Below are 13,371 nucleotides of genomic sequence, written 5' to 3' on the forward strand. Positions count from 1 at the left end.
CGCGCCCTGCACGTCACGGGGTAGTAGAATTGCCGAATTATGCCTGGTTTTTCATGCGGCCCAGTCCCTCTCAGCACGGAACTGGAGCGACAGGTATTCCATTTGGTCCGCGAGAATGCGGTCCTTGGCCAGAAAATGCCATTCCCAGGGGTTCGGCCGGAAAGGGATGGCGAGCAGTGGCATTTTTGCCTCTTCGGGCGTGCCGTTGTCTTTCTGCCAGTTACACCTTCTGCATGCAGCTACCACGTTTTCCCAGCGATCCGTGCCCCCGCGCGATGTGGGCAGTACATGATCCCGGGTCAGATCGGCCCGTTGTTGCTGTCGTCCGCAGTAGAGGCAGCGGTGATCGTCGCGCCGAAATAGAGTGCGATTGCACAGCGGGGGTGTAAAATTCGGAGGTATCTTGCCCTGTATGGCAACGATGGGCTGGAGGTCGATTCTAGAGCGCTTTCCGCTACTGCGCTGTGTACCCCCCATCACAGGCGCCAGAGTGTTGCCTATGCCGTAGATGACGTCACCTTTGGCATAGGCGGTTACCGCCTCAGGCACTGTCATCCAGCCTCGGGGTTGCCCAGCTACGTCGAGTCGCAGGATAGTCTGCATAGCGCTCCATCCATCAATCTACCGGTAAAACTACTGCAAAATCCCGGCAACTACAATCGCACTCTCATACAGTCTAGCGGACTTTTCGGTAGCTCTTGTGGTCCGCACCACTGTGAGGATGCGTGTTATCGGTGGACAGGGCGTTTACCTACAGGCCACGCAGTTTTTCTAGCAGCGCGCGTTGCTGGTAAGGTTGCACTGGACGCGAGCACCTGTATCCAGCGTGACCTCGTACACCTGATTTGTGGGCAGAGGTATCTCTAGCCCCTCGTAAGTGATTGAGTTATCAGTGCTGGCATTACAGGAAAACGCCATCGTATAGTCGCCGTCGGGCAGATAACCGAACGCATACTCCCACTCACTGGTTGTCCTGCTCTGAACGATACTCGCGACAGCAAACGGTGCGATAGCGTTGGGCGGAACATTGTCAGCGCGGGCGGGGTTATAGACGTCGGCTAAGGCTTGCTGCTCCAGACCTTTGCCTTGATACAGATAAAGACGATTGCCATTGTTGGGATCCTCCTTTGAACTGCACGGCTCGACCTCGTCGAACAGGTTCCGGTCGATCTGACCCCACAAGCGGGCGCTGCTCGCATGATTCTGCATGCGGATACCCGTGGTGTTGAGAAGATAAGGCTGAGAATCGGACTGATATTCGAGCGCCTGTGCCAAAGCGAATTCTACGGCAACAATCTGCTCCCCGGACGGTAGCGACAGGTCTTTGAGATCCAGGCTGCCTCCGGGTACGTTCAGCGCTACCTGACGCCCTGTCGCTGACTCTGTCACGGAGGAAGCATTGATATCATTACCTGCGATAACGATAGAGACCTCTCTATAGAACCCGCTGGGTATTTCAAAGTCAGTAATGACATCTAGCTGGCTATCCCCCTGATAGTCCAGCAGGTTCATCTGAAATTCTGCTGAGTCGACGTCGTTCAATGGTTTGATGGTGAAGCTATCTACCACAATGTCTTCATTTCCGCTGCGGCGAAAGATAATGGATTCGACCGTAATCTCTACTGCATCGAGATCCTCAGGAAGGGCATCGGAAAACCCGAGTGTCAGCCGAGTAGCATCATTGTTGTTGTTACTGCCGCTACAATCGAACCCGCAGCCACCGCAGCCGGCTGGTAACAGGGACAAGGCCGCCAGTAGCAGGGTCAGAATGCATCGATCAAGTCGTGTCATGCCATTGGTAATCCATATTGGTTTAACCGCGTTTCCCACCGCATTATGTGTCAAATAAGAAGCAAGTAACAGTGCGGTAGCTCGGCGCGGTTGTTGTCACGCTGGGCGCACCGTTTGCCAATGGCGATGATCTCTAGATGTCTGCCCGTGTTGTCGACACGGTGCAGCGCATGTACCGACGTTTTCGCCGAAAAACCCTATTTACGCCGCAACGGCAGAGTGGCCAATCAAGCCTGATGCCGAATGTGGCACCAAGAATATCGACTACATCGGGCAGCCGCACCCTTGGCTTGGATCGCACGCGCCCGATTGCTAGTCGGATGAGCGCATTCTGGCCTCGTACGCTTTTGCATATGCAATACTGTCAGCATTGTCGAGGAGTGTGTAGTTTGGAAGTTCTTTGGTGCGAGCACTGATCTCCAGCATCGACTCGCCTAACTGCTTGCCGGTAATAACCAGGTGCCCGGGCCGCAACAAATACTCCGCTAGATAAATTCCGGCATTTGATCTTTCGCTGGTGGGCCGGACAAATGCGGAGCGATACCCAAACGTTCTTAGGCCATTGCCGTCTGCCATTTCGGCCACTTCGATTTCTGCGCGCCCCTTTTCTCTGGCCCAATGCTGATCGCCTTCGGGGTCAGTGCCCATGCCGGTTACAGAGTGAAACGACATCGGCCCTGCGCTGCGATGTGAGAGCCATTCCTTCACAAACGCTACCGGAAAATCCACGTGTATCAAGGTATAGATATCGTCGTCCATTCCTATTGAAGTGGCACCAAGGCCCCAGAGCACGGTATCGACCTCTTGCAGCGCGTCTCCCAGCGCCGCATAGTCAGTGAAATCTTCGTGCATGTGCATGGTCACTTTACCTTCTGCGACGCCCTCTTCTATTCTTGGGGACGTCCGACGAGTAACGACGTGAACCTTATCGACCTCGGGCGCTTCAATCGCCGCTTTCAACAACCCATCGCCGACAGAGCCAGTTGCTCCCATCACCATGACGACTCGGTTTGCGTTGTCGTCAATATAGGCATCCGCTTGTGGCGTAATTTTGCCGAGGGTGAGGTAACCCCAGATGTCGAATCCGGCAATCAGAAGAATGAAGCCAAGGAGTCCGAAGACAAGAATTTTCTTTAGAATGGATATCATATAACACCTGTCGTGCTAGCATATGTGGGGCTTCATTCTGACAGGAAAAACTCAATGAAGAAAATCAAAGTCATCCAGTGGTTCACGGGAGAAATTGCCCGACACCAGATAAGGCTGTTGGCGCAATCTCCCACTATGGAGCTCGTGGGTGCTTTTGTATTCCACGAGGAGAAAGCCGGATTAGACGCAGGCGAGTTGGCGGGTATCGAATCACTCGGCGTCATTACGACAAGCGATAGAGAGGAGATGCTTGCGTTGGACGCGGATGTGGTGCTCTACAACCCACCGCTGGAGCGATACGACGATATTATTCCGATTTTGGCCAGTGGAAAAAATGTCATCAGTATTATGGCGGGCTGGAACCCAAAGAAAAATAGGCACTATCCTGAGATCCTAGAGGCCTGCAAGAAGGGTAATTCCTCTTTGTTCGGGACCGGATTGAACCCAGGATTGAGCTATGAGTTGGCGCTATTGGCCTCGTCCTGCTGTAGCGAAGTGGATTCTGTCTATATCAAGACCTGCGAACAGCAGTCTTCACTCAGCGAGGTCTTTCTGCAGCATTTCGGCTTTGGTAAATCGGAGGAGGAGCTGCGTAGCACCGCTGATACGACTTACGCAATTTTCCACAACCTCATGGACATTACTGACTTGATAGCAGAAAAAATCGGCTTGCCCCATGACGGGCGATGTTTCGATATCGATTTCGAACCGGCGACCATGGACTATGTCGATAAAGTAACGGTAAAAAAAGGCACGATGGCAGGTTTGCTCATCAAAGCGAGCACGACGAATGGAAGCGAACCGGTTGCGACTATTGAGGTCCGTTTCCTACTCGGTGATGAGTATGTCAGCGAGAGTTTTCTTGCGGAGCGTCCGAAACAGGGCTGGATTGAAGTGGATGTCAGGGGAGTACCAGGCAGCCGTATTTGTCACGAGGTCTATATGGAAGAGGATATCATCGGCACTTGGTCCACGGGTACTCGGGCGGTGTACGCCATCCCCGGAGTGGTTGCGGCAAAGGCTGGCTTGTTGTCGCCTCTGGATCTGCCTATGCCACACAAACTGGCATCAAACGCATAGTGATAGGTCTACGCCCGGCATATCTGGTCACTGCGATCGGATTGACGTGCAGCCCTTATTTGCGCAGTGTTGTTAGATGCTGAGAGCCCTACTGAAAGACGGGATTTTGTCAGCAGGGCTATCGCTCAGACTGACAACGCCGGGCTTGCTCGTCCTGCGATCAAGGGCAGGTCAAGATAGGTTTTAATACCTGGCCCTGCTTCACAGACGTAGGGAATCGCACTGACACAGTGATTTGCCGTTGCCACGATGCCGGGATTGCGAATCAAGCCTGCGGCGACAGACTCCGGATGCCATCCATGAAAGACCACATGTGAGGACGGATCACCGCTTACCTCGACTTCAAAGCGCTCCCCCTCCGGGCCAAAATTCCATGCGGGCTCTAGGTTTTCCTCACCCATAAACCAGTTTACCCTGACGGTTATCACAGGCTCGGATGCAACCGTATGTTGCCAAGTGAAACGCTGTGCGGCGACCAGCCCCGGTTTGATAACGCCTATGGGCGAATCAATCGGGGCCGTAGCAACGGCGACTTCGTGTCCTGCTTTAATATCGCCATCTACCTTGAACCCCATTTCTGCAGCGACCATGTCCATCGACTGTCCGAAGCCCCCGCCGAGTAGGTTGACCATAGGGCTACTTGCGGCCTCTTCGGGTGTTTTCCCAAACAGCATAATGTCACTGACTACAGCGGGTGCGTTGTAAGTGCGAATATCGGAGAATTCCTCTGCTCTCACATGTGTGATTGCGCTAGACAGCGCCGACACCATCAGAGGGAAGCGCTCAGTAATCCCGCCGGGATGAATGCCGGTGCCATGCAGAGTGCTGTTGCCCTGCTGGCAGGCAGTTTCGAGATCTTCAACTTTTCGCTTCCCCGGATAAAACCAGTTCAGTGGTGTGACCACGTTTTTGCCTGACGCCAGAATACGGGCGACGAGCGCAGAGTCTGGCATGACCGGGCTGTAGAGAACACAATCAGCATCCATGGCGAGCAGTGTGTCGATGTCGTTAGTTGCCTTCACGCCGATGGGAGAAAGCCCGCAGATGTCACCCACATCGCGGCCCGCTTTATCTTCGCTGTGTACCCAACAGCCCACGAGCGCTAGTCCAGGGTGTGCGAGGATGCCTTCTATCGCTGCGCGGCCGACCCCTCCGGTTGCCCATTGAATCACATTTATAGTACGTGCCATTTTTATATCCTTTGTATTTTGGAGATTACTTCTGTGTGAAGGCGTCAGGCAGTGATTGCCAGGCTTCGGGTAAGTGGGTGCGCCAGTCTGGCTTGCGTGGAGGCATATTAAAACCTTCGGGTGGTTGCCATTGCATGGCCTTCATGGTTTCGCCGATGTACGTCATGTTGAGGTAGTCATGGCTGTAGCAGAAGAGACCATCACCCGCATAATAAAGAATCGATAATCCGGGCACCATCCATTGACTGCCATCGGGCTTCTCGCCGAGAACCTGGTCCCAGTGGCTGACCAGGCGGTGGCCGTCTGTCATGGTCCATCTTTCGGGCGTTGACCAGCCGTGCCCCGTGAGGCCCGCCATGGAGTCTACGAAGAATTGGCGTATACCCTCCCGGGTTTCCTGGCGACCCCATGCAGGATCGATATACACCGCATCCTCGGTGAAAAATTCCGCCATCTGGTCCCAGCCGCACTCGCCGATATCTACCTTATCGCGCATAGCGACAAACCGCTCGTAGGTTTCGAGAGCGGCTTTTTCGATGTTTTCTTTGCTGTCCATAATTACCTCTTCCGATATGTTCGACTTACATAGTAGATGAATACGCGCGGGTGAAACCCCATGAAGGGTTCATTACTTTGTACTCGCTCATGGGTTAATGTCTGTCAGTGGGCTTTATGGTGAAAGCCGGTGTTGGAAGCTCGATGGTAGAGCTGACAGGTATCGCTTTTGAGCAGATATTCGGCTGTGCATCTTGCGCAAGTGTGAGTTTATAATCAGCTATGCAGACACAGAAGAGACGAAAAATATGATCGATGTGCATTACTGGCCTACACCCAATGGCAAAAAAATTACTATCCAGTTGGAGGAGAGCGGTATCGATTACAACGTCGTTGCGTGCGAAATTGGTCGCGGAGCGCAGTTCGAGGAGGGGTTTCTCGCGATAAGCCCTAACAACCGTATGCCCGCTATTGTTGACCATGCTCCAAAAGATGGCGGTAAGCCCCTATCCGTGTTCGAGTCGGGCGCTTGTATGATGTATCTGGCAGAGAAGTATGGCCAGTTCGGCGGTGACAGCTCAAGGGATAAGTGGGAAGTGTACCAGTGGTTGATGTGGCAAATGGCTAACCAGGGCCCCAAGACAGGCGAGCGAGGCCACTTTGCGCGCCTTAAAGACCGTGAGGGCGACCAGTCTTACGCTTTGCGCCGTTTTAATGATGAGCTTCACCGCCTTTACGGCGTGATGAATAATCGTTTGTACGATCGACGTTTTCTCGCTGGCAATAACTATTCAATTGCCGACATGGCCTGTTACCCATGGGTGGCAGGCTGGAAAGAACAAGGCATCGATATTGATGAGTTTAAATACTTCAAACGTTGGTTCAATCAGCTTAGCGAGCGTCCTGCTGTGCAAAAGGGCATGGCGATAGGGGAAGACCAAAAGCAGGATTACTCCAAGCTGTCTGAGAAGGAGATTGAGCGGGTGGTATCACTGCTCTATAACCAGCGAGCGCGGCCCGCGCCAGAGACGGGCGGTTTGCTTGAGTAAGCGTTAATTATTGCGTAATGCAGCTTCTTGTGTTTTTACCGCGTACATGCCGCCCCTGGGTTGCACGAAGAGGCCCTCTGCGCTGGCCGTCTTGACGCCTTCTGCAAACATTTCTCCGCGAATAATGTTTTTTCGTCCTTCAGTTTTTACCACATGCGCCTCTAACCTGAGTTCGGTATTCAACGGTGTGCGAGCGTGGAAATCAACATGCAGGTAGGCGGTCATCCCGGGCTGCTTCGTGATTAACTGAGCCATTCCCAGGAACTGATCGAAGATGGCGGTGACATAACCGCCATGCACACTGCCTGGAGGGCCTTCATAGGCCCAGCCGCATGTACAAGTAGCAAAGGCGATATCGCCCTCGATCCAGTTATTGATTGGCGGGGCAAGGGGATTGCTCAATCCGGCGAGAGGATTAAGTTCATGACTAATTTGTCCGAAATTGCCGTGTTCCTGACTTTGTGCCCAATCCCACCGACCGAAAATTCGGGGTGACTCTGCAAATTCTGATGCAGTGCGTTCCAGTTGATTTGCGATACCATGCATCTTCTCGATACTGGGAGAGCTGGTCACCAGTACTTCGGTAAGCTGTTGGATCGCTTTGGCTACCCGACGCTTGGCCTGCCACTCTTCGTTGAAAGGCGGAGTTATTGCTTCGGAAGCGAAGGGGTTAATGTCTTCAGTCATTGTTTGCCTGGTGTTCTAAGTTCCTTCGGGGAGGCCAGTGTACAGCAATTTGTGCAACACGTGATGCAGGTAGCAGGTGTTGATTCAGGTTTTGATACGCGATGAGCCGCGATTTCGTGAGGCAGCACTTTGGCCTGCCAGGCGTCCGAAAAAGGTCGCGTCGCCGATGCTCATTCCGCTGGCGTAGCCCGCGGCGCTGCGTGGTAACCCTGCACTGTTACGACCAGCCGCGTACAGGCCAGGTATTATTGCTTTCTCTGTATTGAGAACTTCACCTGTTGGTTTTGTATCCAGTCCTCCAAAAGTCATTGTGGCAAATATCGCGCCGTTACCCGGAGTGAGATCGAAAGCGGCATAGGGGGGCGAGTCCAATGGGAAAAGGTATTTGGGGTTTTTATGGTGCTCGGGGTCGACGCCTGCAGATGCATGTCCGTTGTAGGTTTGGAGTGTTTGCGCGAGTGCTTCCGGTGGAAGGTGCAGCTCTTTCGCCAGTTCTTCTATAGAGTCGCCCGTGCCCGCTACCGGATACCCACCCATTGGCGCACGATCCAGTACGTCAAAATGACGGCTGTCTATGACGAGGTAGTAGCGACCGTCTTGTCGCTCCAGAATAGCACTGCCGAGTCGGCCATGGTACACATCTTCATTGATAAACCGTGCACCGTGTTCGTTAACGATAATAGATTCCAGGAATTGCTGCGGCGGGTAGAACGGGGTGCAGATAAATCCCTCATGCATGCACACAATTGACCCGCCAGCTGCCATGCCTATGCGAATTCCTCCACCGGTATCATTCGGGTTCCCGTTAGGCCAGTTGCCGCGTGACAACGTCGGGGCATAGGTGGCCACCATATCCTCGTTCATGATAAAGCCACCAGCAGCGAGGATCACGCCCCGACGTGCGCTGATGCACATTTCTCGCATGTCGATCCTTGCTGTCACGCCCACAACGGTTGATCCATTGGTAACCGGGGCAAGCGCCCGTGCATTGCAGATCACATCCACACCCTTCAAGCGCGCGCTGTTCAGCAGGCTGTGCATTAATGGAATACCACCATGATCGCCCTTTATTCTGGGCTTGTGCCCACGTGGTGCCGGCTTGGCATGATCGACATACGGCCAGGCTTCTTCATTGCCGGTGATCATAAGTGCCGCCTCGTTGGGCGTATTGGTATGTTTGCCCGGGTAGTATTCAGACTTGAATTCAACCCCCTGTCTTACCAGCCAGTCGTAGTGCTCCAATGAGCGGTCGCAATAAAGACGTACTTTCGCCCTGTCTGCATACGGGCCTGCCGCAAGTAGCAGAAACTTATACATCTCTTCGGTATCATCCTCGAAGCCGCAAGCTTTCTGAACCGGCGTGCCGCCGCCCATGTAAATGAGACCTCCTGCCATCGCGGTTGAGCCGCCAGCCTCGTCGCCAGCCTCCAGCACAATCACGTCTGCTCCACGTTCTGCGGCTTCGATAGCAGCGGATATGCCGGCGCCACCTCCGCCCACTATGATGACATCCGCTTCGGTGTGCCAGGTTCTGACGGTGGATTGATCAACCGGTTTTTCGTTCATTTCAGATTTCTCCACAGATCTTGATCCCGTTATTAATGCCCGCCGCGGCGCCAAGACACTCTGCGCTCGATGTAGCACAGGCCCTTGGCATGATAACGCTTGTGTCCAATGTCTCGCATTGTTGATTGTGCTAGATACGGTCGGTAAAACGGGCTCCCGGTGCGCCTATCAATCTATCGTGAAAAGCCGCTACACTAAGAGCGCCGCATGCATGGTCATCGCATGCCCGATACCACAATAACGAGGTGCGTCCTATGAAGCTTACAGGTGGCTGCTATTGCGGAAAAGTTCGCTACGAAGCTGAGGGCGAACCTGTTCTGCGCGGGCTGTGTCATTGCCGGGAGTGTCAGTACATATCTGGCGGCGCTGCTAATGTTGCGCTCGGGATGCCTGTAAGCGGCTTTCACTATACAAAGGGACAGCCCAGGGTTTTTGAGCGTACCGACCTGGAACAACCTGTGAAACGTCAGTTCTGTCCGGATTGTGGCACCTCTCTTGCCAGTTTACCCCCCGCGCTTGCCGACATTATTGTACTTAAGGTGGGCACACTGGACGACCCTGCCAGTTACGGGACACCGGATATTGCCATGTACTGCATTGAGAAGCAGGATTTTCACTACCTTCCCGAAAATATGCCCCAGTTTGATCGTTTTCCTGGCTGAGCGAGGTACGTCGACGTGAGTTTTTCTATCGATACAAGCTGGAGTGGAAAGGTAGCCGTGCTGACTTTCCGCGACGCTGGCCGCAACAATCGCATTTGCTGGGCTGCAGTAGATGCTCTTGGCGCGACTTTGAAAGAGTGTCGTGAAGCGGGAGCAAGGGCAGTGATACTTGCATCAGGTTTAGAAGGACACTGGCTGGAGCACGCTTGGTTGGTCGATTTGATGAGCGGCGCTCAGGGTGGTGAACAAACCGGGAGTGGTGCTGGATGGTTCACCGTGCAAAAAGAGCTGACGCACGAGGATGTCGTCAGTATTGCAGCGATTGCGGGCAGTGCGTCTGGTGGCGGGGCGGAGATTGCCTGGGCTTGTGATATCCGCATCGCAGAACCACAAGCCTGTTTCGCGCAGCCGGAGGTCAATATGGGCCTGACCACGGGCATAGGGGGCTGCTCACGCCTTGCGCGGTTGGCAGGTCGCGCAGCGGCTCTCGACATGGTGTTGACCGGTTCTGTGGTCAGTGCCGAACGTTTGTATGATCTCGGTGCAATTACCCGACTGGTACCTCAGGGTGAGGCCCTGGATCAGGCGCTCACATTGGCTCTGCAGATGGCCGAGAAATCCGCCGACGCACTGTCAGGGCTGAAGAAAATTTTGGTTCCCGGTTGTGACCTGCCACTGGACGAAGCCCTTCGTCACGAGCAATCGGTATTTCAGTCAGTGGTGGTGACCGAGCGGGCCCTGTCCGACATGCGCAGCGTACAATCGGGATATGACGAAACGTAGGGTATCAATTCACGCCTGTACTCGTTTCTCGAACGTGATGTGCAGTCCCTTCAGGCCGCGCAGGACAATGTTCGGCCAATGGGCTAGATCAGATTGGCTAGGGTCAATTTTTATATTGTCCAGACGTGACAGCAACGCGTTGAACGCGATCAGCATTTCCTTGCGCGCCAGCATCGCACCGGGACAAAAGTGTATGCCCTGCCCGAAGGCAATGTGATCACTCGCGTTTTTGCGCGCGATTTCGAGGTCGTTGGGATGCTCAAAAAGGGCGCGGTCTCTGTTTGCCGCGTGATAGCGTAGCATTAGGAGTGAACCTTTGGGGATTTGCACATCGTGAATCTCGTTGTTTTTTTTTGCCACACGCCACACGCCACACGCCACATGCCCGCACTGGGAGATTCCATTCGCAGAATCTCCTCTATTGCATTGGCTATTTGCTTAGGCCGGTCTTGCAGCTCTTTGAGTTGCTCCGGATTTTTTAAAAGGCTCAGCATTTCCCCTGTAATTGCCGAAGTGGTGGTTTCATTGCCCGCTACCATTAGCTGTTGTAGCAGGCTCTGGAGCTCCTCCATATCGAGTGGTCGGCGGACGCCTGTATCGGGATCAGCAATCTTTGTTGTGACAAGGTCTGTGATCATATCGTCCCGAGGATTCTCACGCCGCGTTTCGCACATGTTTGCGAAATAGTGGTGAAAGGGGACGATATTTTCTGCGTCTTCAATTTGTTCTGCAGGTGTTGCCATCTGGCTCAGTCGACGCGCGAAGGCGTCTGACCAGCGTTTGAAGTCGCGTAAATCTGTCCTTGGCACTCCCAGTTGATCAGCGATCACTTAGACTGGCAGTGGCGTACTGAATTCGCGAATAAAATCGCATTCTCCGCGTTCGATAAAGCTGTCTATCAACTCGTGCGCCATTTCTTGCATATAATTTTCCATGGCATTGACGCGCGCGGCGTTAAATACTTTATTGACCAGGTTGCGATAGGTTTTATGCCGCGGCGGATCGGCGGTAATCAGGGTGTCGACTGGTTGCCACGCTTTCTCGTAGATCGCAGTGACCTCTGGCGCGGGCTCTGGCCCTTTGAGCAGGTGGGTAAAGTTACTGGAGAAGGTTTTGGTGTCCTTCAATAGCTGTTTGATATCTGAATGATGGCTGACCATAAAAATATTGGTGCCGGGCAGGTTGTAGACCGGAGCCTGCGTCTGTAAGTGCTCGTAGAACTCGTAGGAGCAATTTAATATCTCTTCGTCAAAAAAATCGAAATCCGCGGGGCATTTGCTTTCTGGCATGGCTCCGCTGGCTTTTTTGGTTAGGCTCATAGCGCACCTCTCACTGTTTCGCATACGCGGGGTTGCCGTTATTCAGCCCCCCTCGTGCATGGCCGGGTGGAAAAGGCCCATTGACGCTCTTAACCGGTTTCTCATACAGCAGGGGTCAAAATAGGGTGCTTCATAATAAAAAAACAGGTTTGACTGTTTTAAATGCGGCAATAGTGATCCAGATCAAGCGTTGTCCCATGCCTGACCTGCTATTTAAGAGTGGCAATGCTGCTGCCGAAACAGCATCGAACTACTGGGAAACGTTCTTGTGCGCGGCTTCCCGCACCCGGTTGATGCGGGCTCTGCCGGTACTGCTGGAATCAACCGAGACCGAAGGGAGCCTGAAGCCGGTATACAGGACCCGGCGCTCCCTGGCGGTGGGCGCCTGTGACATGTGGTGCGTGCAGCTCAGATGCACAGTGATGTCCCCTGTCGCGGTCGGGAGGTCGATAATGGGTAGCCCCAAGTTTTCTGGTCTGGTGATGAGCGCGGGCCACATCAACGCCCGGTGAGAGCCGGCGATGACGCGCAACTGGCCCGAGTCGGGGCCTGCCCCGGTAACAGAGATGCCTACAGTCAGGCTGCAGCACTCGTAACTGTGCCGACCAAGGCTACAGTCCTTGTGCCAGGGCAGGTCGGAAATGCCCTCGACAACGTCCAGTGGTTTGATCAGTGCCTCGATGGCGTTTCCCTCCAGCCCACAATGAGTGTGACCGGCGCCACTGACTTCACCGATGCGGAGAAATCTTGGGTCTTGCAGCAACGCCCGTGTGGCAGAGGAGTGTTTATCAAAGCTCTGCAGGCGCACCAGTCGGCGAGCGCCGTCTGCCGTGGTGGCCCACCAGCTGCTCTGATCACCCTCCGTATATCGGTCATGATATCGGTCGATATCTGCGGATATCTGCGCCATCTCGCTTTCGCTGAATACCCCGGCCAAGTGCAGGAAGCCTGCAGTTTCCAGAAAGTGACGCATGTCTTGTGTATCGTCGAGCGGCGTAAACGATTGCTGCAAGTTCAGCGGTTCTCCCGAGGCGTCCAGGAATTCCAATGCGCCGGCAACGTGGATCGGCCTGCCGTCGACCAGAGCGCGAATAATCATCCACCAGTCCAGAAAATTGGACATGTCGCCCCGTTGAATACTCAGGCCACCACTGACGAAGAAGGTCATTGGGGTGTAAAGGTCGTTCACCAGGCCGGAGAATTCCTCGGCACTGAGCTTCACCCTGAGGCCTGTCTCACGGCCACCCCGGCAGGACTCAATCCCTGCTGCGCAGACCGCCAGTGACCACAGTGTACCCTCGCAGTCGATGGTCAGTTCGCCGGGGTTGTTCTGCGATAACCAGGGCTCGACACAGGAGGAATACCGCGACAGCAGGTCGGGGAAAAGGCCGCAAAAGAACTCCTCAGGCCCGATAGAGCGAATATCGGTGTCGTCACGAGTGCGATAGTCCACACTCATGTTAGTTGAGCGCGCCGGCTTTCTCTTGAAAGCGGCACCTATGCTGGCGTATTTTTGTTGTATAGAACGACAACGGCAGCGTTCCCTAGAAGAGCTATTGCTTACACTATGCAGGGACGATACCCTTCGAGCAACACAATA

Annotated in this window: 15 protein-coding genes; 4 read left to right on the plus strand and 11 right to left on the minus strand. The window is 54.0% G+C overall.

Going from position 1 to position 13,371, the window contains the following annotated elements:
* Positions 1 to 51: 51 nt before the first annotated feature.
* From EYC82_RS13705 to EYC82_RS13715, 3 genes are all read right to left on the minus strand, one after another.
* Entirely contained in the window at positions 52 to 603 is a 552-nt protein-coding gene (locus tag EYC82_RS13705) for an HNH endonuclease (protein ID WP_279250103.1), read from the minus strand.
* Positions 604 to 771: 168 nt separating this feature from the next.
* Positions 772 to 1,791, minus strand: coding sequence for a DUF4382 domain-containing protein (locus EYC82_RS13710; protein WP_279250104.1), 1,020 nt, complete (start codon positions 1,789 to 1,791; stop codon positions 772 to 774).
* 312 nt (positions 1,792 to 2,103) lie between these two features.
* Positions 2,104 to 2,940, minus strand: a complete 837-nt coding sequence (locus tag EYC82_RS13715) for a Rossmann-fold NAD(P)-binding domain-containing protein (protein ID WP_279250105.1) — start codon at positions 2,938 to 2,940, stop codon at positions 2,104 to 2,106.
* Between the two features lie 54 nt (positions 2,941 to 2,994).
* Here EYC82_RS13715 and EYC82_RS13720 point away from each other — a divergent pair, with 54 nt between their 5' ends.
* Positions 2,995 to 4,020: a hypothetical protein gene (locus EYC82_RS13720; protein WP_279250106.1), complete on the plus strand. Its 1,026-nt coding sequence runs from the start codon at positions 2,995 to 2,997 to the stop codon at positions 4,018 to 4,020.
* Between the two features lie 125 nt (positions 4,021 to 4,145).
* Here the strand turns inward: EYC82_RS13720 and EYC82_RS13725 are convergent, their stop codons facing one another.
* Positions 4,146 to 5,210 carry an NAD(P)H-dependent amine dehydrogenase family protein gene (locus EYC82_RS13725; protein ID WP_279250107.1) on the minus strand — a complete coding sequence of 355 codons (1,065 nt, stop codon included), beginning with the start codon at positions 5,208 to 5,210 and terminating at the stop codon, positions 4,146 to 4,148.
* Positions 5,211 to 5,235: 25 nt separating this feature from the next.
* On the minus strand, positions 5,236 to 5,766 hold the full coding sequence (locus EYC82_RS13730) for a nuclear transport factor 2 family protein (protein WP_279250108.1): 531 nt from the start codon (positions 5,764 to 5,766) through the stop codon (positions 5,236 to 5,238).
* A gap of 247 nt (positions 5,767 to 6,013) precedes the next feature.
* Here EYC82_RS13730 and EYC82_RS13735 point away from each other — a divergent pair, with 247 nt between their 5' ends.
* Complete coding sequence (locus tag EYC82_RS13735; protein ID WP_279250109.1) at positions 6,014 to 6,754, plus strand: glutathione binding-like protein; 741 nt, start codon at positions 6,014 to 6,016, stop codon at positions 6,752 to 6,754.
* Between the two features lie 3 nt (positions 6,755 to 6,757).
* Here EYC82_RS13735 and EYC82_RS13740 read toward each other — a convergent pair whose 3' ends face one another.
* A complete protein-coding gene (locus EYC82_RS13740) occupies positions 6,758 to 7,441 on the minus strand; it encodes a PaaI family thioesterase (RefSeq protein WP_279250110.1) in 684 nt (227 codons plus the stop codon).
* 84 nt (positions 7,442 to 7,525) lie between these two features.
* Complete coding sequence (locus EYC82_RS13745) at positions 7,526 to 9,007, minus strand: FAD-dependent oxidoreductase (protein ID WP_279250111.1); 1,482 nt, start codon at positions 9,005 to 9,007, stop codon at positions 7,526 to 7,528.
* 254 nt (positions 9,008 to 9,261) lie between these two features.
* Between EYC82_RS13745 and EYC82_RS13750 the strand changes: the two genes are divergently transcribed.
* On the plus strand, positions 9,262 to 9,669 hold the full coding sequence (locus EYC82_RS13750) for a GFA family protein (RefSeq protein ID WP_279250112.1): 408 nt from the start codon (positions 9,262 to 9,264) through the stop codon (positions 9,667 to 9,669).
* A 15-nt stretch (positions 9,670 to 9,684) separates the two neighbouring features.
* Complete coding sequence (locus EYC82_RS13755) at positions 9,685 to 10,452, plus strand: enoyl-CoA hydratase/isomerase family protein (protein ID WP_279250113.1); 768 nt, start codon at positions 9,685 to 9,687, stop codon at positions 10,450 to 10,452.
* Positions 10,453 to 10,461: 9 nt separating this feature from the next.
* On the opposite strand, the gene EYC82_RS13760 is transcribed toward EYC82_RS13755, so the two are convergent.
* The 4 genes from EYC82_RS13760 to EYC82_RS13775 form a co-directional block, all read right to left on the minus strand.
* Positions 10,462 to 10,833 carry a cytochrome P450 gene (locus EYC82_RS13760; RefSeq protein ID WP_341475062.1) on the minus strand — a complete coding sequence of 124 codons (372 nt, stop codon included), beginning with the start codon at positions 10,831 to 10,833 and terminating at the stop codon, positions 10,462 to 10,464.
* Positions 10,755 to 11,261, minus strand: coding sequence for a cytochrome P450 (locus EYC82_RS13765; RefSeq protein ID WP_279250115.1), 507 nt, complete (start codon positions 11,259 to 11,261; stop codon positions 10,755 to 10,757). The genes EYC82_RS13760 and EYC82_RS13765 overlap by 79 nt, the downstream gene beginning before the upstream one ends.
* Before the next feature lie 21 nt (positions 11,262 to 11,282).
* Positions 11,283 to 11,771 carry a cytochrome P450 gene (locus tag EYC82_RS13770; RefSeq protein WP_279250116.1) on the minus strand — a complete coding sequence of 163 codons (489 nt, stop codon included), beginning with the start codon at positions 11,769 to 11,771 and terminating at the stop codon, positions 11,283 to 11,285.
* Positions 11,772 to 12,021: 250 nt separating this feature from the next.
* Positions 12,022 to 13,230, minus strand: a complete 1,209-nt coding sequence (locus EYC82_RS13775) for a phytanoyl-CoA dioxygenase family protein (RefSeq protein ID WP_279250117.1) — start codon at positions 13,228 to 13,230, stop codon at positions 12,022 to 12,024.
* Between the last annotated feature and the right edge of the window lie 141 nt (positions 13,231 to 13,371).

Source organism: Candidatus Marimicrobium litorale, from assembly GCF_026262645.1.
In the GTDB taxonomy this organism is placed as follows: Bacteria; Pseudomonadota; Gammaproteobacteria; order Pseudomonadales; family Halieaceae; genus Marimicrobium; species Marimicrobium litorale.